At 62.3% G+C, this 18,382-nt stretch carries 20 protein-coding genes and 1 pseudogene; 14 read left to right on the forward strand and 7 right to left on the reverse strand.

From position 1 onward, the window contains the following. Positions 1–328: transposase (locus tag BR71_RS23820; RefSeq protein ID WP_156038926.1), on the forward strand; the 328-nt coding region annotated here is incomplete at its 5' end. Then, entirely contained in the window at positions 322–1,200 is an 879-nt protein-coding gene (locus BR71_RS19190; protein WP_156039055.1) for a putative adhesin, read from the forward strand. The genes BR71_RS23820 and BR71_RS19190, both read left to right, overlap by 7 nt. Before the next feature lie 188 nt (positions 1,201–1,388). Here BR71_RS19190 and BR71_RS19195 read toward each other — a convergent pair whose 3' ends face one another. From BR71_RS19195 to BR71_RS19205, 4 genes are all read right to left on the reverse strand, one after another. Beyond that, positions 1,389–2,222, reverse strand: coding sequence for a glycoside hydrolase family 16 protein (locus BR71_RS19195; RefSeq protein ID WP_162179236.1), 834 nt, complete (start codon positions 2,220–2,222; stop codon positions 1,389–1,391). A 208-nt stretch (positions 2,223–2,430) separates the two neighbouring features. After that, positions 2,431–2,700 (reverse strand): type 1 periplasmic-binding domain-containing protein, encoded by a 270-nt coding sequence (locus BR71_RS23125; protein WP_143330403.1) that lies wholly within the window; start codon positions 2,698–2,700, stop codon positions 2,431–2,433. Beyond that, the gene (locus BR71_RS23130) at positions 2,673–2,936 is read right to left on the reverse strand and encodes a hypothetical protein (protein ID WP_052370865.1); all 264 of its coding nucleotides are present in this window, start codon (positions 2,934–2,936) and stop codon (positions 2,673–2,675) included. Before BR71_RS23130 ends, BR71_RS23125 begins: the two co-directional genes overlap by 28 nt. A gap of 209 nt (positions 2,937–3,145) precedes the next feature. Continuing rightward, on the reverse strand, positions 3,146–4,051 hold the full coding sequence (locus tag BR71_RS19205; protein ID WP_052370867.1) for a LysR family transcriptional regulator: 906 nt from the start codon (positions 4,049–4,051) through the stop codon (positions 3,146–3,148). 241 nt (positions 4,052–4,292) lie between these two features. Between BR71_RS19205 and BR71_RS19210 the strand changes: the two genes are divergently transcribed. Continuing rightward, entirely contained in the window at positions 4,293–5,471 is a 1,179-nt protein-coding gene (locus BR71_RS19210; RefSeq protein ID WP_208854909.1) for an MFS transporter, read from the forward strand. 103 nt (positions 5,472–5,574) lie between these two features. On the opposite strand, the gene BR71_RS19215 is transcribed toward BR71_RS19210, so the two are convergent. Next, positions 5,575–6,114, reverse strand: coding sequence for an inclusion body family protein (locus BR71_RS19215; RefSeq protein WP_043641329.1), 540 nt, complete (start codon positions 6,112–6,114; stop codon positions 5,575–5,577). A gap of 489 nt (positions 6,115–6,603) precedes the next feature. Between BR71_RS19215 and BR71_RS19220 the strand changes: the two genes are divergently transcribed. The 4 genes from BR71_RS19220 (at position 6,604) to BR71_RS19235 (ending at position 10,715) form a co-directional block, all read left to right on the forward strand. Then, on the forward strand, positions 6,604–8,040 hold the full coding sequence (locus BR71_RS19220) for a PhoPQ-activated protein PqaA family protein (protein WP_043641332.1): 1,437 nt from the start codon (positions 6,604–6,606) through the stop codon (positions 8,038–8,040). Between the two features lie 166 nt (positions 8,041–8,206). Further along, positions 8,207–8,812: a helix-turn-helix transcriptional regulator gene (locus tag BR71_RS19225; RefSeq protein WP_052370868.1), complete on the forward strand. Its 606-nt coding sequence runs from the start codon at positions 8,207–8,209 to the stop codon at positions 8,810–8,812. Further along, positions 8,809–9,774: a threonine/serine dehydratase gene (locus BR71_RS19230; protein WP_244269665.1), complete on the forward strand. Its 966-nt coding sequence runs from the start codon at positions 8,809–8,811 to the stop codon at positions 9,772–9,774. Before BR71_RS19225 ends, BR71_RS19230 begins: the two co-directional genes overlap by 4 nt. Continuing rightward, a complete protein-coding gene (locus tag BR71_RS19235) occupies positions 9,771–10,715 on the forward strand; it encodes an ornithine cyclodeaminase family protein (protein ID WP_043641337.1) in 945 nt (314 codons plus the stop codon). Before BR71_RS19230 ends, BR71_RS19235 begins: the two co-directional genes overlap by 4 nt. 81 nt (positions 10,716–10,796) lie before the next feature. On the opposite strand, the gene BR71_RS19240 is transcribed toward BR71_RS19235, so the two are convergent. After that, a complete protein-coding gene (locus BR71_RS19240; RefSeq protein ID WP_156039056.1) occupies positions 10,797–12,059 on the reverse strand; it encodes a hypothetical protein in 1,263 nt (420 codons plus the stop codon). A gap of 223 nt (positions 12,060–12,282) precedes the next feature. On the opposite strand from BR71_RS19240, the gene BR71_RS19245 reads away from it, so the two are divergent. The 6 genes and pseudogenes from BR71_RS19245 to BR71_RS23825 form a co-directional block, all read left to right on the forward strand. Next, positions 12,283–13,302 carry a threonine aldolase family protein gene (locus tag BR71_RS19245; protein WP_052370872.1) on the forward strand — a complete coding sequence of 340 codons (1,020 nt, stop codon included), beginning with the start codon at positions 12,283–12,285 and terminating at the stop codon, positions 13,300–13,302. A 261-nt stretch (positions 13,303–13,563) separates the two neighbouring features. Then, positions 13,564–14,757 carry a serine hydrolase domain-containing protein gene (locus tag BR71_RS19250; protein ID WP_043641339.1) on the forward strand — a complete coding sequence of 398 codons (1,194 nt, stop codon included), beginning with the start codon at positions 13,564–13,566 and terminating at the stop codon, positions 14,755–14,757. A 101-nt stretch (positions 14,758–14,858) separates the two neighbouring features. Beyond that, entirely contained in the window at positions 14,859–15,311 is a 453-nt protein-coding gene (locus tag BR71_RS19255; RefSeq protein WP_043641341.1) for a DUF2000 domain-containing protein, read from the forward strand. A gap of 11 nt (positions 15,312–15,322) precedes the next feature. Then, positions 15,323–16,039, forward strand: coding sequence for a helix-turn-helix transcriptional regulator (locus BR71_RS19260; protein ID WP_043641345.1), 717 nt, complete (start codon positions 15,323–15,325; stop codon positions 16,037–16,039). Further along, complete coding sequence (locus BR71_RS19265) at positions 16,036–16,842, forward strand: PhzF family phenazine biosynthesis protein (RefSeq protein WP_043641348.1); 807 nt, start codon at positions 16,036–16,038, stop codon at positions 16,840–16,842. Before BR71_RS19260 ends, BR71_RS19265 begins: the two co-directional genes overlap by 4 nt. Next, positions 16,808–17,017 (forward strand): annotated as a pseudogene (locus tag BR71_RS23825) (transposase); the annotation flags it as partial. The gene BR71_RS19265 and the pseudogene BR71_RS23825, both read left to right, overlap by 35 nt. Positions 17,018–17,154: 137 nt before the next feature. On the opposite strand, the gene BR71_RS23830 reads toward BR71_RS23825, so the two are convergent. Then, a complete protein-coding gene (locus BR71_RS23830) occupies positions 17,155–17,634 on the reverse strand; it encodes a protease inhibitor I42 family protein (RefSeq protein ID WP_081862748.1) in 480 nt (159 codons plus the stop codon). Positions 17,635–18,053: 419 nt separating this feature from the next. On the opposite strand from BR71_RS23830, the gene BR71_RS23835 reads away from it, so the two are divergent. Then, a partial coding sequence (locus BR71_RS23835; RefSeq protein ID WP_156039057.1) for a transposase occupies positions 18,054–18,382 on the forward strand: 329 nt, incomplete at its 3' end.

Raw genomic sequence — 18,382 nt, forward strand, 5'->3', positions numbered from 1 at the left:
TTTGGTCGATGCGATTCCTGCCGTTCCTGGTTTGCCAGGGCGGCCCAGGCAAAAGCCTTACAAGCTGCATGCAGACAAAGGCTATGACTACCGCCGTTGCCGTGAACACCTGAACCGACGCGGAATCTTGGTGCGAATCGCGCGTCGCGGGGTGGAAAGCAGCGAGAGACTAGGTCGCCACCGCTGGGTGGTAGAACGAACCCATTCTTGGCTAGCTGGCTTCGGGAAATTGCGCATCCGCTTCGAACGGCGGCTGGATACGCATTACGCCTTACTCAAGCTGGCTTTCTCATTGATCTGTCTGCGATTTATCGACAGGTTTTGTTAGCGGGTCTTAGCGCTCACGGCTGGTACACGCGGGACAGCCGCAACGCTTTGCTGCCGGTAGGCAAGGATCTGGTGTTTCTGGGGCCGCACGGCCAGGTGTTGCTGGAGCCGCCTAGTTCGGCCGCTTTTCTGCCCACGCAGAAATTGCTGGACGGCGCGGAATACCCGGCCATTTACGCGCGGCTGCGAAATAAGGGGGACGTAGGGCAGGGTTACTCCGCCTTCACCGAAATGAACGCGGGGGTGGCCAAGGAAAACTGGGTCAAGAACTACCACATCAAGCACTACGAAAAGATGCCGGAGGAAGAAGCGCGGCTCGCGGTTTTGAACAACCGCGTCAGCGGCAGCGAGAGCAAGATGGACTTGCTCACCGTCAGCGATCTGGCCGGGAACAAGAAAACCCTGAAAGACCTGCTGGAGGAAATGAAGCCGGGCGGCCGCTACAGCCAGTATAAGCAGCTGGTGTTCGCCGCCTGCCGTGAGGAAAAAGCGCCCGGCACGTTGCTATCGCTTAAAACCGGATTGGGTGAGGGCTATGAAGTTAAGTTCACCAAGACGCCGCTGCAGGGGCAAGACGCGCCGCGCCAGCGGCGCGATGTGGGGACGGCGCCGCAGGATGGGGATGAAACGCCTTTCGATGGTTACTGGGTCTATGAGGCGGTCACGCTGACGCCCAACGGAGACGGTGTCCGCGTCCAGCGCGAGATACGCGAGATACTACCCTATGTGCTGACGCGGCGGCCGGAGCCGTCCGCCGCCAGGTCGGCGCCGCTCAAGCGGCCGGCGTCAAAAGGGATGGCGACCATCACTCGCGATGACATCATCAAGTTCAAGGAGCGGCAGCGTCTGGCGGGCGCGGCCGGCAAGTCGTGAGCATTGGGTGGCATGCAAACAAAAAGCCGCCCCCTGAGGGTGGTTGAACGCAATCGACATATTCATGGTTTTGATGGCCGAATCACGCTTCGAATTACATCGCAGCCCGCGGCGAGTTGCTGGATCAGTTGCTGCGCTAGCCGGAGTGCGCGCCGCGGGGTTGATGGTGCCGTGCGGCTTCCTGGGCATCAAGGCAGCGGCGAGGCCGCCGATGCCGGCGCGCGGCGCGTTGGGCTTGTCGCCGCGTCCCGGTATACCCGCACGTAGTCCACCACCATCTCTTGCGGCCAGCGCGTGGACGCGTCCGGCGCGCCGGCCCAGTCGCCGCCCACCGCCAGGTTGAGCACGATGAAGGCAGGCTCTTGCAGGGCGCTCCAGCCGTCGCCGCCGTCGGTCTTCATCGCCACCGTTTGATAGAGCCGGCCGTCGACGAAGTAGCGGATTGCCGCCGGCGACCACTCCACGGCGAAATCGTGGAAGCGGTCGTTGAACCAGGCCAGGTCCGGCGTGACGTAGGAGGCCGACGCCGTTTGCACCGTTCCGGCCGGCGCGCCGGGTTTGGGCCGGTGCGCGCTGCCCCAGACGGTGGCGTTTTCCGCGCCGGCTTCGCTGCCCACCATTTCCAGGATGTCGATCTCGCCGTAATGCTCGGGTTGATCCCATTGCTGGTTCAGCATCCAGAAAGCTGGAAACATGCCCTGGCCATAGGGCAGCTTGATGCGCGCTTCTATCCGTCCGTAGCGCCAGGCGGCCTGGCTGCGCATGCGCGCCGAGGTGTAGTCGCGGCCGCCGTAAGCCTGCCGCCGAGCGGCGATATGCAAGGCGCCGTCCCGTACCGTTACATTGTCCCCGGCGGTGTAATACTGCAGCTCATGCAGGCCCCAGGAGCCGGGGCCGGATTCTAGCCGCCACTTGGCGCTGTCCAGCGCCGTGCCGTTGAACTCGTCCTGCCATGCCAACTGCCAATTGGCCGCCGCGGCGCTGCCGCCCAGCAGCGCCATCCCGGCGGCGCATGTCGCCATCTTGTTTTTCATCGCTTGCCTCGAGAGAGAATGTCCGGCGCTCAGCATAGCCGGAAGCGGGAGCGGCCTGACGAGGCGGCGCTTGGCAGTTTTACCAAGCGCCGCGGAAACAGACGCGCTGTCGGAGAGTAGGGGCCTTTATCGGCCCGGCTTGAAGTTTTAAAAGCGGGCGGCTGTAAGTTATTGCGCCAACAGGGCATGGCGCGATTTATCGTTGAAGGTTAATGCATTGGTCATGGTGTGTGCCTGCGCTTTGGGACAGGCGGGCGGGTTGGCTTAGCTGCTTACGATGCGCCGCGGCCCGTCCGGGCTCCCGTTCCCAGTCGCCCCAGGCGAGGGCGGTCAGCGTCAGAATGGCGCTGGCTATCGCTTCGCGGTAGCCGTCGCTGCGCGCCTTGGCGTTGATGGAGCCGGGCAGGCCCCCGATGATGGCCACCTTGCTGCGCGGCTTCAAGGCCCGCAGCACATAGTTTCCCACCGCGCGCGCTGCTGAAATTGCTGGGACCGACAAAGGGAATGCCACACGCCGTGGCTGGCCAGCGCCCGGTTGTCCAGTTTGTTGTCCAGATTGATCACCAGCAGGCCGCTTCGCACCGCCTTGATCAGCGCCGGGATGATGGCGCGGGAGTCCGCCGGCGTGATCAGCAGGATCTGCGCGCACCGGTCGTCTTCACGCTGAAGAAGGGGGGGCAGCGATTTGAGCACCAGAGTCACCGCGGGTTTCGTCGCGGCCGCCGCCAGCCGGGGCCAGGCCAGTATGCATCAGGGATGCCAATAGAAAGTCGCGCCGCCGCATAACTCCCCCCCGCCCGATCAAGGCCGAATGGAAACAAGGCATTCATCGTTGTGCGGTACTTGCGCTGCACCCGGAGCCGACGCGGGGCATGGCTTCTTTTGCGCGCCGCGCAGCGGTGGGCGGTGGGCTAACCGGGCTTCAGCGCGGCGTCGATCTTGATGCCGTCGAAGAAATCGATAAACGCCTTGTGGCGGGCGGTTTCTCTTTTATTGCGCGACCAGAGTACGCTGACGGGGATGTCGTCGTTGGCGAGTTGCGGCAGGACCAGCGTCAGCTTTCCTTCGCGCAATTCCCTGGCGATGGAGATGTCGGGAAGGTAGGCGATGCCTAGGCCCTTGAGCGCGAAGTGTTTTCTGGCCTCTATGCTATTGCACACCAAGGAGGGCGGTAGCTGTATGGCGTCGTCGTGGCCAAGATGCCAGGCCTCCACCTTGCCGGTATTGGGGGAGCGGTAATGCAGGCATTTGTGCCGCAATAAGTCGCCGATATCCCGCGGCGCGCCGTGCTGGGCCAAATAGGCCTCGGAGGCCACCATCACTCTGCGGAAACTGCCCAGTTTGATCGCTTTGACCGCCTTGAGCGCGTGGTCGCCGTCCGCGCCGGTTCTCAGCGCAAAATCAAAACCGTCCTCGATGATATCGACCAGCTTGTCCGAATAATCCAGTTCCAGCTCGATGTCGGGGTAGAGCGAATTGAATTGCGCAAAGTGATCCAGGAACACATCGCTGATGGGTGGCAGGCTGATGCGGAGTTTGCCCTTGGCTTGGGTCAGGCTGGCGCCGAGTTCATGTTGGATGCTGTCCAGCTCTTGTAGCAGGCCCAAGGCCCGCTCCAGTAAGTGCCTGCCCTCGGCGGTGAGGGTGATGCTTCGGGTAGTGCGCTTGAACAGCGTCACCTGCAGCCGGGCTTCCATGCGGCTGATGCGCTTGCCGACGGCGGAGGCGGAAACCCCCATTTGTTTGCCGGCCATGACAAAGCTGCGCAGTTCCGCCACTTGAACGAACAAGGCCAGGTCCTGGATTGAACTGAGCATTTTCACGTCTTTCCGGACAAAAGTGTCCATGCAATCTGGAGCGGGGGCTCACTTTATCGGGGATGTCAAACGCATTAGAGTTTGGATTCGGACTTTAACACAGCAGGCCGCCATGCAGCGTACGGGGGCAAGCCGGCGTTTTTACTGGAACGCAGTATGGCGGCGCGGCTCCCCGGACCATGATGCCCGCTTTTTGGCTTTGCGGCGGTGCGGCCTCGCCGAATTTGATTCTGGAGAAGCGATGAATGCAGGCAGCTTGATGAACATGCCCTTGTTGGCTCTGGCGATTTCGGCTTTTGCCATTGGCACCGCCGAATTCGTGGTGATGGGCCTCTTGCCGGAAATCGCCGGCGATATGGCGATTTCAATTCCCGACAGTGGGCACCTGGTTTCCGGCTATGCGTTGGGCGTGGTGATAGGCGGGCCCGTGGTTGGCATGGCGATCCGCTCCGCCCGCGAAAAGAGCGCGCTGATTGCGCTGATGTTGATGTTTGTCGCCGGTAATGCAGGCTGCCTGTTGGCCCCCGGTTTCGGCTGGCTGATGCTGGCTCGAGTGTTCACCGCGCTCAGCCACGCCTCCTTCATCGGCACCGCGGCGGTACTGGCCTCGCGGCTGGCCCCGCCGGGCAAGGAGGCTCAGGCAATGGTATTGATGCTGAGCGGCATGACCCTGGCTAATGTGCTGGGCGTGCCCTTGGGCTCCTTGCTGGGGCAGCTGCATGGCTGGCGCGCCACTTTCCTGGCGGTAATGCTGCTGGGCCTGCTCGCCGCGGCTTTGATCGCCGGTTTCGTGCCGGCCGGGCGCGGCAGCCCGTCAGCGGTGGCCGGTGTCGGCTCGGACATGCGCCGACCGGTGGTCTGGCTGGGCCTGGCCACCAGCGTGATGGCGTCGGCCAGCATGTTCGCCTTCTTCACCTATATCGTGCCGGTGCTGCTGCAAGTGACCCATGTGGAAGCCAAGGTGGCCACGGCGGCGCTCTTCGTCTGCGGCATCGGCATCACCATTGGGGGCTTGCTGGGCGGACGCCTGGCCGACTGGAACCTGGCCAAGGCGCTGACGAGGACGCTGCCGTGCCTGATCGCGGTGTTGATCGCGTTCTATTGGGCAAGCGCCAGCCTGTATCCGGCGCTGGCGTGCATGGCGCTGTGGGGCGGACTCTCTTTTGCGGTGGGCATGATGTTGCAGGCGCTGATCATCCGGGTGGCCGGCAATGCGGCCGGCTACGCGTCCACGCTGAACATCGGCGCTTTCAATCTGGGCAACGCCATCGGCGCCTGGCTGGGGGGGCGGGTGATAGAAACTGGCTGGGCCTTCAACGCGATCACGCTGCTGGCCGCCGCCTTGGCCGCCATCACCCTGGCCATGGTCGTGGCCGTGCTGCGGACGGCGCGCCGGGCTCCGCGGCCGTTGTTGGTTTGAGGGCGGGAAATAAATGATTTAGGGGCAGAGGAGGCGGTTGGTTTGATTTCGGCAATCCGGGTGGCCATGTCGGCCCCCGGATTGGTTTTAGTGGCTGCCGAGCTTAGCCTTTAACTTCAATGGCGGGATCCCATTTGAAGTAGCCGTAAAGTGTTTGCGGTCCATTTTTAGGGCGATTGAATACGGCGAAATGCACTGTATAGTTTTCCATGCCCTTACCTATGATTTCCGCACTCATGAACCAATACGCTTGGTCTTTGCTTTTGGGCGGGAATGGCTCTTTATTGCTGGCTGGGACGGCTGCTTCCTTGGTGTAAACCATGAATTTTGCGTCGCTCATAACTTCTTGACCGCTTTGGTGTTGAATTTTGTACACCATCACGCTGTTTTCGAAGTTGTTCGATTCGGAAACGCCGGCCCAGCGTACTCCATCTCCTACCGTGGCGCTGATTTTCAAATTTCCAGTGCCGGAGCCGGTTATGGTGTTGCCCTTGGTGGCAACAAAATAAAATAAAGAGGTGTCGTTGACCATGGTGGGGCTTTGTTCCACCGTGCTGGGGTTTTTGTACCGCTCAATAATGGCTTCGGTATCAACAATCATATTGATATATATAAAGCCGGAAGAAGAAAAAAGTTGTTCCATATCGCTGCTCCTTAAAATGGCAAAACTTGCCAAAAGGAAAGTGGATGGGTTGTTGCGTAGAGGAGGGCTGAACACAGCTGTTTGTTTTTAGAAGTGTCAGTTTATTTTTACAAGGGAGCTTCAAAAAAACCATCCTAAATGCCAGTTTGGCGGGCCTGGTGAAAATCTCATTGTGGAGTTGCTTCGGCTGACTTATTGCGTATCCGGAGCTGCGCGTAAGCTTGGTTTTAGTTGCCTAGAAACTTGGTTGTGACACTTAGCCTTTGCATGGTTTGTGCTGATGTGTTTTGTTTTGAATGTAAGGCTGAATTGTTAGCCGCAATTAAATGGGAGGAGTGCGTGCATTGCGATGGTTTATTTATCAATGAGTTCGACCCGGCCGACTCGCCAAGCCACAAGGAAGGGGACGGACGTGGTTTTTCTTGAGTTTTTGTACTAATTTGTTGCAAAATCTAGCATCCACTCTCTAACAATTAATACATTCCGCCGATGAACCGTTTCCTCCCCCTCGCGCTGCGCGCCTGCGCCGCGCTGTGCTTGTCATGGCCCGCCGTCGCGCCGGCCAAGCTCCTGCCAACCGATGAGTCGCCGGTGGTTTCCCAATATCTGCAACAGGCCAAGGCCAGCCAGCAGCCGGCCGAGCTGCTCAGCTCGGTGGTGGAGGACGGGGTGGAGGTGCGGATGTACCGTATGGTGTCGCAGCAGTGGCCGGGGGCCGGCAGCGGCATGACCAGCAATGCGCCGCTGTGGGAGCAGCAGTACAAACTAGCCTTGCCCATGAACCGAAAGCCTGGCACGCCGGTGTTGCTGTACGTCAACGGCGGCAGCAATCACGCGCAGCCGCCCAAGCTGCCGGACCGTTTGCCGGCGGAGGCGCTGGCGCGTGATCTGGGCGTGCCGGTGGCCGAGCTGTATTTCGTGCCGAATCAGGAACTGCAACTGGACGAGCAGCCCACTGGCCGTGAGGACGCGCTGGTGGCCTACACCTGGCGCAAGACGGTGGATCAGCCCCAAGCGGAACGCTTCAGCTCCCTGCACCTGCCGATGACGCAGGCGGTGAGCGCGACGATGGACGCCTTGCAGCGCAGTCTGTCGGGCAGCGAGCGTTTTGTGGTGGCCGGCGCGTCCAAGCGCGGCTGGGCCACCTGGCTGGCCGGCTTGAACGATAAGCGGGTGAGCGCCATCGTGCCCGTGGTGGCGGATTTCTGGAATGTGCGCGACAACTTTACCCATGTTTACAACAGCTACGGTCAGCAGTGGCCGGTGGCGCTGCGCGATTATCAGCGCAACGGCATCACCGAGGATGTGCTACAGGGCGGCGCCGGCCTGGACGCCTTGCTGCGTTTCGAGGACGTGGTCAATTACCGCGCTAGCATGGCGCGCTTGAGCAAGTACATGATTTCCGCCTCCGGCGACGATTTCGCGGTGCCGGATTCCGCCTGGAGCTATCTGCCGGCTTTCACCGGCCCCACGCAGCTGCGCTATCTGCCCAACCAGTCGCACTATGTGAAGGGTGATCAGATTGGCAAGGCCTTGCGGCAGTTCATGCGCCGCTGGCTGGCCGGCAAGCCCATGCCGCAGGCCCAGGTGGACGCGGACCCGGCCAGCGGCCGCTTGCGCGTCAGCGTGACGGGGCGGGAAGCGGGCAAGGCCACGTTGTGGCTGGCGCATAATCCCAAGAGCCGGGATTTCCGTTTCAATTCCGGCATCCGTTATCAGCCCAAGCCGATTGAGGGCCAGTGCCGCCGCGGCAGTTGTCGCTTCGAGTTCAAGCCGGACGCTTCGCTGCCGGGCTGGCAGGCTTACTTCATTGAGTTCGAGGGGCAGGATTTCGCTTGGAGCACGCCGCCGCTGGTGTGGCCGCACGCCTATCCCAACGGCGAGCCGGTGCCGTTTGGCGCGCCGCGTTTGCAATTGGGGCGCTGAAGGCGCTTGGGCGGGCGGTTGACCGCCTGCGCCTGATCCCTAAGCCGGCTGAGCCGGCTTTTATTTTGCTCTTGTTTTGTATTTTTTAGTCCAAAGTGGACTTTTTTGTTTACATTCTGGATTGTAAAGTCTACAATGGATTCATTGGTCCAATGTGAGTGCCGCCATGCTGTCCCGCTACCAGTCCATCGCCGACGCCATCGCCACCTTGTTCTATCCCTACGCCGAGGTGGTGTTGCACGACCTGGCCACCCAGTCCGTGGCCTATATCGCCAACAATTTTTCCAAGCGCGAGCTGGGCGACGATTCCGGCCTGGACGAACTGGAAAACACGCCGGCCGCAACGGTGATCGGCCCTTACGAAAAACTGAACTGGGACGGCCGCAAACTGCGATCCATCAGCGTGGTGCTGCGCGACGACGCCGGAGCTGCGATTGGAATGATGTGCGTGAACCTGGATATCTCGGTGTTCGAGGGCGCGCGGGCGGCGCTGGATCTATTCCTGTCCGGCAGCAAGCTGGTGGCGCAGCCGGCGGTGTTGTTCGAGGACGACTGGCAGGAACGCATCAACCGCTTCATCCACGGCTGGCTGCAACAGCGCCAGCTCAGCCTGTCCATTCTCAACCGCGAGCACAAGCGCGAGCTGGTGGAGGCGTTGCTGCACGAGGGCGCTTTTCGCGGCAAGAACGCCGCAAACTATGTGGCCAACGTGCTGGGCATGGGCCGCGCCACGGTTTTCAAGCATTTGAAAGAGCTAAAGGAGCAAGCATGAAACTGGATTCCCTGTTTGACGACATCGCCGCCGCCCACCAGGCCATCCGCCCGCAGGCGCCGGTCACGCCGTTGGAGCACAGCCCGGCCCTGTCCGCCTTGACCGGCTGCGAGGTGTATCTGAAGTGCGAGCATCTGCAGCGCACCGGCTCGTTCAAGTTCCGTGGCGCCAGCAACAAGCTGCGGCTGTTGGACCCGGCGGCGCGGCGGGACGGGGTGCTCGCTGCGTCCACCGGCAATCACGGCCAGGCGGTGGCGCTGGCCGGCCGCTTGTTGGGTGTGCCGGTGACGGTATACGCGCCGGCGTCCGCCGCCGCGGTGAAGCTGGACGCCATCCGCGCTTTGGGCGCGGACCTGGAGCTGGTGGACGGCGACGCGCTGGCGGCGGAGCTGGCCGCCGGGGACGCGGCGCGGCGGGCGGGCCTGCCGTTTGTGTCGCCCTACAACGATCTGGAAGTGGTGGCGGGTCAGGGTACGGTGGGCATGGAGCTGGCGGAGCAATGCCCGGAGCTGGACGCGGTTTTCGTCTCCGTGGGCGGCGGCGGGCTGATTTCAGGCATCGGCGCGGCCATGCGTCGTTTGGCGCCGGATGCGGAAATGGTGGGCTGCTGGCCGGAGACGGCTGCCACCATGCACGCCAGCCTGCAAGCCGGCCGCATCGTCGAGGTGGATGAGGGCGAGACTTTGTCCGACGGCACCGCCGGCGGGGTGGAGCCGGGCGCGGTGACTTTCGAGCTGTGCCAGGCCTTGATCCGCCGCTGCGCGCTGCTTAGCGAGGCGGACATCCGCGCGGCGCTGCGGCTGCTGGCGCAAACCGAGCGCTGGATGGTGGAGGGTGCGGCCGGGGTGGGGCTGGCGGGTTTGCTGCAATTGGCGCCACGTTATCAGGGCAAGAAGGTGGCGGTGGTGCTGTGCGGCCGCAATATTGTGCTGGACAAGTTCCTGAGCGCGGTGGCGGCATGAGGACGCTGGACAAGGACGAGATTCTGGCGCGGCTGGATCTGGAGCGGGCGGAGGCGCTGCTGCGCCAGGGCTTCATCGCCTATTCCGCCGGGCGCGCGCAGTTGCCGCCGGTACAGCATTTCGCTTTTGCCGAGGCCAACGGCGATTGCTGCGTGAAGTCCGGCTATGTGGAGGGCGAGAGCCTGTTCGCGGTCAAGGTGTCGTCCGGCTTTTACGATAATTCCAAGCGCGGCCTGCCCAGCAATCAGGGCCTGGTGCTGTGCTTCTGCGCCCGCACCGGCGCGCCGCTGGCATTGCTGCGGGACGAGGGCTGGCTCACCGCCTGGCGCACCGCGCTGGCCGGGAGGCTGGCGGCGCGGGTGTTGGCCCCAAGCCGGGTGGAGGCGATAGGGGTTGTCGGCACCGGTTTGCAGGCGCGCTTGCAATTGCGGGCGTTGCAGGCGGTCACGCCGTGCCGCGATGTGTGGGTGTGGGGACGTTCCGAGACGGAGTTGGCGGTGTTCGCCGCCGAGTTCGAGCCGCTGGGCTACCGGCTGCGGACCACGCTGGACGCGGAGCCGCTGGCGCGCGCCTGTCAACTGATCGTCACCTGCACGCCGTCCACCCGTCCCATTCTGCAAGCCGGCTGGTTGACGCCCGGCACCCACGTCACTGCGGTGGGCGCGGACGCCGCCGGCAAGCAGGAGCTGGTGGTGGAACTGGTGGCCGGGGCGGACCGCGTGGTGGTGGACTCCATCGCACAGTGCGCGGCTTACGGCGAGGTATCGCACGCGCTGGCCGCCGGCTTGCTGGTCCGCGAAAGCCTGGCGGAGCTGGGGCAGGTGCTAGCCGGCGAGCGGCCGGGCCGGCAAAGCGAGGATGAGATTACCTTGGCGGACCTGACCGGGCTGGCGGTGCAGGACGCGCAGATCGCCAAGTGCGTGCTGGAGGCCCAGGGCTGAAAACGCTGTTGACCGCCAACGGATTCACAGAGCGAGTTTCAACGCCGTATCGCCAACGCCCAGCAGACGATGAACAGGTTCTCAGGCCGCATGCGGGAAACCGTGCACCGGCCGTAGCGGCGGCCGGGCGTGGCCCCCTTGTTTTTGCGCCGCCATCAGGAAGCGGGTGTAGTTTTCCTTGCCTATCTGGCGGAAGTTGAATTTGACGGTGTCGGCAGAGAGCGCGACGCCGTCTTTGGCTTGCAGCCGGGCGACGATGTCGGCAATCACATTGTCCGCTTGCTGGCGCAAGACCGAACCAGGTTCTTTTTTCAGCATCTCGTTCAGGGTGACGATGGCGGGCGCGTCCGCCAGCCCCATGGCGGACAGGGCGGCGGCGTGCTGGCCAAAGTGCCGCCAGACGATGGCCTGCGAGCCCAGCCTCAGCACGAATTTGAACGGAAAGCCGGTGCGGATGGAGAGCAGCACCGGGTCTATGCACACCAATTGTTCTATGGAGTTGACGCCCTCGGCCGCCAGCGTGGCGGAGATATTGGCGGTCACGCCTTCCAGCTGGATCAACTGGTCGTTTTCCTGAGCTTGTTCCTTGGCGTTCAGGTTTAGCGTCACCAGCCGGCGCAACAGCTTGAACAGGGTGTCCATCGGAAAGGCGCCGACGGCGAAGGCGGACACGGTCTGCGCGGCGGAAGCGGCCTCGGCGGACCCTGCGGCGCTGACGGCCGCGCCGATGGGAATGGCCAGCATCATGCGCAGCGCGTACCAGTACACGTCCGCCACGTTGAGGCTGCGCTTGCGCACGCTCAGCACCATATCGCTGACCACGAACAGATAGGCGCCGGCGATGGCGGCGCAGACGATCCGCGTGCTGAAGGGCGTGACCAGCTGTTCGTTGGCGGCGAGCAGGTAAAGCATGCTCATGCACAGGATGGCGATCAGCATCAGCGCCATCGGTGTGAGAAAGGCGACGCGGCCGTAGTGCTCGCGGTAGATCTGCTCGAACAGTTGCTCGGCGGCGGCTTCCACTTCTTCGTTTTCCGGCAGCGGCCAGGTGTTCAACTGCGGGTGCTTGTCGGTGCGCGGCTGCCAGAATTGGCGCAGGTAATAGATCAGCGCGCCGTTGTTGAGGCGGTTGCGGAACTCCTCGTAGCGGGCGCCCCAGCCGATCACCAGAAAGCGTATCAAGGGCGCGGCCGCCAGAGCCGTGGTCAACAGGCCCAGCACGAAATGGCTGGCATGCTGGGAAAGGGAGAACGGCGGTTTTATCAGCCGCGGCAGCCAGTACAGCGCGGCGATGTCCAGCAATAGCAGGCCTATCCACAAGCTGTGATATTTCAGGTTTTTCATGGCGGCCTCGTTGGCTGGCGCTGTGGCTACCATGGTAGTTCCCCAGCGTAAAATCGCACTCCGTACGAATAACTAGCCGGCAGGTCGGTGCCGACCTTATCGAAAGTAGAGTTGAATCATTGCTGGACGCCCCCTAGCATCTGCCTCGCATTTCATCGGCATGCCAAGGCGCAGGCTTGCCCTCGCCGCATCCTCCAACCGACTTTCAGAAACGGGACCAGACATGCCGGACATCATCGATTTGAGAAGCGACACCTTGACGCGGATCTGCAAAAGCGATGTGGAGATGTTGGACTTCGCCAAGATCGGCGACGACTGCTACGGCGAAGACCGCTACGTGCGCGAGCTGGAGGCGTACTGCGCCGAGCTGTTCGGCAAGGAGGCGGCGCTGTTCATGCCCTCCGGCACCATGAGCAACCAGGTAGGGCTGCGCTGTCTGGCCGCGCCGGGAGACGAAGTCGTCACCGAGGTGGGCTATCACATCAACTTCTTCGAATCCTCTGCGGTCAGCGTCAACAGCGGTCTGGTGCTGAACCCCTACCATAGCGCGGACGGCATTCTCACCGCCGCCGATGCGCGCATCGCCATCCAGGCCAAGGCGCGCTGGTCCAAGCTCTATGCTGCGCCCAAGGTGGTGGCGATAGAAAGCAGCATTAACAGCTACGGCGGCATTGTTTATCCGGTGGAAGAGATGAGGCGCATGCGCGCGCTGTGCGACGAAATGGACCTGAGCCTGTACCTGGACGGCGCGCGGGTGCTCAACGCCTGCACCCGGCTGGACATGCCGCCGGCGCGCTACGTGCGGCCGGCGGACATGCTGAACTTTTGCTTCTCCAAGGGCGTGGGCGCGCCGTTCGGCTCCATCCTGGCCGGCCCGGCGGAAAAAATAGAGGCCGCCAGGGTATTCCGAAAATGGCATGGTGGCTGTCTGCATCAGTCTGGCTTGATGGCCGGCGTGGCGCTGGACAAGATGGGGCACTGGCAGCGAGTGACGCAGCAGGACAACGACAATGCCGAATGGCTAGGGCGCAGGCTGGGCGAGGCGGCGCGGCTGAAATACCCGGTGGAGACCAATATGGTGTTCATCGAGGCGACGGACGCCAAGGGCGTTGCGGCGCGGTTGGCCGCGCGGGGCGTGCTGGCGCTGGCCTGGAAACCGGACCTGCTGCGCTTCACTTGCAGCAGCCTAGTGACGCGGTGGGAGCTGGGGCGAGCGGCTGACATTATACGCGCCAGCTTGTGAGAGCCGGTTCAACATCCGCTGCGCTTTGTGAGACGTGGCACGGTGAGTGCAGCGTTCGAAATGCTCATGTACCCCTCGCGCATTTTGCGCTTTCGCTCGTTTTCGCCTTGTCTCGCTCCGGCTCGCGAGACTTTGGACAGGTGCTGACCGCCGGCCTCCCATTCCGGACAATTCGTCACGACAGAGCGGAGCGTTGTCCGCTTTTTCCCGGCGCTACGATCGCTTATTGTTGACCGCTGTTTTGCAGCCAAAGGATGCGATATGTCGAATGTGGAATGCGGAGCGCGGCCAAGCCGCGTGGAGGCGGGCTTGGAAGCGCGGATGGACGCGGTGCTGGAACAGGCCTTGAGCGAACGGCGGCTGGTGGGGGCCGTGGTGCTGGCGGTCAAGGACGGCGCGCCAGTCTACCGCCGAGCCGCCGGCTGGGCGGACCGGGAGGCCGGCTTGCCGATGCGCGAGGATGCGCTGTTCCGGCTGGCTTCCGTCAGCAAACCCATTGTTTCCACGGCCGCGATGGTGCTGGCGGCTCGACAGCGGCTGGACCTGGACGAGGATATCGCCCGCTGGCTGCCGGCATTCCGGCCGCGGTTGGCGGACGGCTCGCCGGCGCGGATCACGCCTAGGCAATTGCTCAGCCATACCGCCGGCCTGGGCTATCGTTTTTTCGAAGCGGACGAGGACGGACCCTATGCCCGCGCCGGGGTATCCGACGGCATGGACGCCGACGGTCTTTCGCTGACGGAGAATCTGCGCCGTATCGCCAGCGTGCCGCTAATGTATCCGCCCGGCCAGTCCTGGGCGTATTCACTGGCCACCGATGTACTGGGCGCGCTGGTGGAGCGGGTGGCGGACGAGCCGCTGCCGCAGGCGGTGCGCCGCTGGGTCACCGCGCCGTTGGGCATGAACGACACCGATTTTTACGCGCTGGAGCCGCAGCGTCTGGCGGCGGTCTACGTCAACGGCGAAGCCGAGCCTTGGCGGATGGAACAACCGGCGACGGTGGCGCCGTTTGACGGCACGGTGGGCATACGCTTCGCGCCGGAACGGGCGCTGGACGCAGGCGCCTACCCGTCCGGCGGCGCCGGCATGGTGGGCAGCGCCGACGATTTCCTGCGCCTGCTGGAGGCGCTGCGCCAAGGCGGCGCGCCGCTGCTGCCGCCGAAGTGGGTGGAGGAGATGGCGCGCAATCACACCGGGTCGCTGGAGTTGCCGGAGATGCCCGGCTTTGGTTTCGGTCTTGGGTTTTCCGTGCTGAGGGATCCTGCCGCCGCCGCGTCGCCGGAATCGCCCGGCACCTGGCGCTGGGGAGGCGCTTACGGCCACTCCTGGTTTGTGGACCGCGCGCGCGGCCTAAGCGTGCTGGCCTTCACCAATACCTTGTACGAAGGCATGTCCGGGCGTTTCGTCGCCGATCTGCGCGACGCGGTGTACGGTGTGGAGCCGCTCTTGCAATAATTCAACCAAAAATGTAAATTTCAACTTAATGTTGAAATTTTGCGGCCGGGCCGCGGTGTGACAACCGTGATTCGGCCGTCGGTTTTTGGAAGGAAGCACAGATGAGCGAACAACACCTTGCCGGCGGCACCGACGCCGCCGCGCGCAAATACGTGGCGGTGATCCACAAGCGGTTGGAGCCGGGCCGGGCGATGAATGTGCTGGGCCATCTGGCGCTGGCCCTGGCCTGCCGGCTGCGGCGCGCGGACGCGGCGACAAACCACGTGGACTATGTGGACGCCGACGGTGGCGTGCACCCGGCTATTTCGGCCGATCCCTTCATTGTGCTGCGCGCCGACAACTCCTCCAAATTGGTCCAGCTGCGTCAGGCCGCGGCCGAGGCGGGCGTGGCCTGCGTGGATTTCACCGACACCATGGGAGAGGGCGGCAGCGCAGAACAGTTGCGCCGCACTGCGGCCACCCCGGCCGCCGCGCTGGAATATTGGGGTGTGGCCTTGTGCGGCTCCGAGGCTGAGCTGGGCGCGCTGACGCGCAAGTTCAGCCTTTATCGTTGACGGGAGCTTGCATGGAAAACCCGAAGCAGGCGACCGATCCGGCCCAGGCGGAAAAACAGGCGGTGCTGCGCGCGCTGAGCGCCGTGGTCAAGCTGGCGGGCGCCATGGTGGACGCGCATACCGAGGTGGTGCTGCACGATCTGAGCCGGCCGGAATGTTCCATCGTTTCCATCGAGAACGGCCATGTGTCCGGCCGCCGGCTAGGCGACGCCATTCTGGGCGGCCCGGCCGGGGACCGGGGCTTCGCCGCCATCGAGCAGGCCATGCGTCAGGGCGGTGCCGAGCCGGCGCTGGTGTCCGGCTACCACACGCTGAGCCGCGACGGCCGGCGGCTGCTGTCGGCCAGCGCCGTTTTCAAGACCGCCGCCGGCGAACCCTTCGCCGCGCTGTGCTTGAACAGCGACCGCAGCCAGCTGGAAGCGGCGCTGGCCTGCCTGCAGTCGCTGGTGGGCCGCGCGCCGCCGCCGCAACGGGCGGCGCCGGAGCCGCCGGCGATGGATGAGGCGATGCAGGACATCATTGTTCAGGCGCTGGCGCGCGGCGGCAAGCCGCTGGCGCGGATGAAGAAGGCGGACAAGAAGCAGGCGGTGGCGCAGATGCTGGAGCAGGGCCTGTTCATCGTCAAAGGCGGGGTGGAGCGCGCGGCCGAGGCCTTGGGCGTCAGCCGTTACACCATCTACAACTATCTGGACGAAATTCGCGGCGCGGGGAAGGGGGACGAGACATGAAGCTTCCAATCTATCAGGTGGACGCGTTCTGCGATGCGGTGTTTCACGGCAACCCGGCGGCGGTGTGTCCGTTGCCGGCGGGGTTGCCGGATGTCACGCTGCAAGCCATTGCCATGGAGAACAATCTGTCCGAAACCGCTTTCCTGATGGCGGACGGCGAGCGGATGTCGCTGCGCTGGTTCACGCCCACCACCGAGGTGGATCTGTGCGGCCACGCCACGCTGGCCAGCGCCTGGGTCTTGTTCCATGAACTGGGTTGGCGAGAGGAGCGCATCGTTTTCCATACCCGCAGCGGAGAACTGACGGCGCGGCGCGACGGCGATGGCATCGAACTGCGCTTCCCCGCTGTGACGCCGAGGCCCTGCGCGGAACCGCCCGGCTTGTTGGCGGCGTTGGGCCTGGACACCGGCCAGGTGCTGGCCGCCGACGACTACATCGTGGTGTTGGACGACGCGGCGAGGCTGGCGGAGCTGTGCCCGGATTTTCAGCGGCTGCGTGGTTTTCCCAAGCGCGGGGTGGCGGTGACCGCGCGCGGCGAGGACTGCGATTTTGTCAGCCGCTGGTTTGGGCCCGGCGTGGGGGTCGACGAAGATCCGGTTACAGGCTCGGCGCACTGCTGGCTAGCCCCGTATTGGGCCGCGGTACTGGGCAAGACCCGGCTGCTGGCGCGCCAGGGCGGCGCGCGCCGCGGCAGCCTGGAGTGTCGGGTGGAAGGCGAGGAAGTGGCTTTGCTGGGGCAGGCGAGGCTGTATCTGAAGGGCGAGATTTACGTTCAAAGTGATGCCCAAACGTTGGATTGTTGAGGCTAGCTTCGCCTGGCTGGGAAAGAGTCGAAGGCTGTGGAAGAACTGCGAGCGGAAACTGAATACTAGCTTGCAGTTCATCCACTTGGCGTGTCTGGCTCCATGGCTCAGGAGATCGTCAACAGGCTCTGAGAACCTGTTCAAAGTCTGCTGCGCTTCGGCGATACGGCGTTGAAAACATCCTCAAAATGCTCATGTACCACTTGTACATTCCGCTTTTTCGCTCGTTTTCGCCTTGTCTCGCCCTTGCTCGCGAGACTTTGAACAGGCTCTGAGGGAATGGCGCCGGGATGATCGCTCGGGATTATTCCGTCATTTAACAGTAACTTTTACAGTTATGACTGTTTTGGAATCCTTGCGCCACTGTTGGCCATACTCAAATTTTATTGTCCCGGTTCCTTTTTCTAATGCTTTAAATATATAGGTTGTAAACCCGCCACATCCAACTAGCGGTACTCCCTCATTGTTGGCGACGCCACATTTATCAGATGGTTTGTGACTGGAACTCAGAAACATCAATTCCGCAGGAAGTATCCTTAAGCCCCAAGAGGCTCCTGTCGAGGGGTTGTCAGGAAAGGTAATCGAAAAATTACGATCCAAGTTGACTTCGATATGACCGTTTCCTTCTTTAGGCAGGTCGTGATGTTGTTCTGGCGCTGAATAGTCGCCAATATTTAAATCATAATAACCGAATGACTCTGATTTCATTGGAGCCGCTTTCTCAGAAGAAAAGCAAGTTGCAGGAATTAAGCAAAAAGATGTGACAATCAGTGTCTTATAAAAACCACGCATGCTTTACCTCACTGAATATGAGTTATCAGAAATTGATTGGCTGCCAACTAGATTAGTAAGCGAGTCAGCGTTGAAGCGAGAAATGGAGTAGCCAGCTTGCTTAAGCACTTTAGACAAGGCGCGGTTTGATCAAACGAGCTGACTCCCCCGTATAGAGCGACAAAATTGGACCAATTCCTACAAAAAACTATCCTGAACAATCAAAGTGCTAGCCAACGTTAGAAGCATTGTATTTGTCGAGTCACGCAATGACATCACCTGTAAAGCCTTGTCAATAATTGTGCCCTCAGAACGTGTTGACGATCTCGCGAGCTAGGGCGAGACAAGGCGGTGCGGCTGAGAAAGCAGAGTGTACACACGGTACATGAGCATTTTGAAGCCGTACTCACCGTGCAACGCTTCACGAAGCGCAGCAGATTATGAACAGCCTCTTAGAACCTGTTTACGATCTTTTTGTGAGCGATAATGGGCTGGTGAAGAGAAAATCCTACCCAAGCGACATTAGTCGAGAAAAGTTTGCCCAGATAGAGCCGCTACTACGTGGCGTACGGCGTAACACCAAACCGGTACAGCTGGATCTGTATGAAGTGTTCTGCGCAGTGCTCTATGTTCTACGCACAGGTTGTCAGTGGCGCTATCTACCGCCTGACTTTCCCAAGTGGCAGAACGTCTATGCGTATTGGCGCAAATGGACCGAACCTGACTTGCACGGCGTAAGCGTGTTGGAGCTGGCATTAAAAAAATCAGG

The sequence above is a fragment of the Chromobacterium haemolyticum DSM 19808 genome (assembly GCF_000711885.1).
In the GTDB taxonomy this organism is placed as follows: Bacteria; Pseudomonadota; Gammaproteobacteria; order Burkholderiales; family Chromobacteriaceae; genus Chromobacterium; species Chromobacterium haemolyticum.

Excerpts from the sequence above, each read along its gene's own strand:
- BR71_RS19255 (WP_043641341.1), top strand. The coding sequence starts at position 14,859 with ATGAGCGAACAACACCTTGCCGGCGGCACCGACGCCGCCGCGCGCAAA.
- BR71_RS19225 (WP_052370868.1), top strand. The coding sequence starts at position 8,207 with ATGCTGTCCCGCTACCAGTCCATCGCCGACGCCATCGCCACCTTGTTC.
- BR71_RS19235 (WP_043641337.1), top strand. The coding sequence starts at position 9,771 with ATGAGGACGCTGGACAAGGACGAGATTCTGGCGCGGCTGGATCTGGAG.
- BR71_RS19205 (WP_052370867.1), bottom strand. The coding sequence starts at position 4,051 with ATGCTCAGTTCAATCCAGGACCTGGCCTTGTTCGTTCAAGTGGCGGAA.
- BR71_RS19210 (WP_208854909.1), top strand. The coding sequence starts at position 4,293 with ATGAATGCAGGCAGCTTGATGAACATGCCCTTGTTGGCTCTGGCGATT.
- BR71_RS19240 (WP_156039056.1), bottom strand. The coding sequence starts at position 12,059 with ATGAAAAACCTGAAATATCACAGCTTGTGGATAGGCCTGCTATTGCTG.
- BR71_RS23830 (WP_081862748.1), bottom strand. The coding sequence starts at position 17,634 with ATGCGTGGTTTTTATAAGACACTGATTGTCACATCTTTTTGCTTAATT.
- BR71_RS19230 (WP_244269665.1), top strand. The coding sequence starts at position 8,809 with ATGAAACTGGATTCCCTGTTTGACGACATCGCCGCCGCCCACCAGGCC.
- BR71_RS19250 (WP_043641339.1), top strand. The coding sequence starts at position 13,564 with ATGTCGAATGTGGAATGCGGAGCGCGGCCAAGCCGCGTGGAGGCGGGC.
- BR71_RS19215 (WP_043641329.1), bottom strand. The coding sequence starts at position 6,114 with ATGGAACAACTTTTTTCTTCTTCCGGCTTTATATATATCAATATGATT.
- BR71_RS19195 (WP_162179236.1), bottom strand. The coding sequence starts at position 2,222 with ATGGCGACATGCGCCGCCGGGATGGCGCTGCTGGGCGGCAGCGCCGCG.
- BR71_RS19220 (WP_043641332.1), top strand. The coding sequence starts at position 6,604 with ATGAACCGTTTCCTCCCCCTCGCGCTGCGCGCCTGCGCCGCGCTGTGC.
- BR71_RS19265 (WP_043641348.1), top strand. The coding sequence starts at position 16,036 with ATGAAGCTTCCAATCTATCAGGTGGACGCGTTCTGCGATGCGGTGTTT.
- BR71_RS19260 (WP_043641345.1), top strand. The coding sequence starts at position 15,323 with ATGGAAAACCCGAAGCAGGCGACCGATCCGGCCCAGGCGGAAAAACAG.
- BR71_RS19245 (WP_052370872.1), top strand. The coding sequence starts at position 12,283 with ATGCCGGACATCATCGATTTGAGAAGCGACACCTTGACGCGGATCTGC.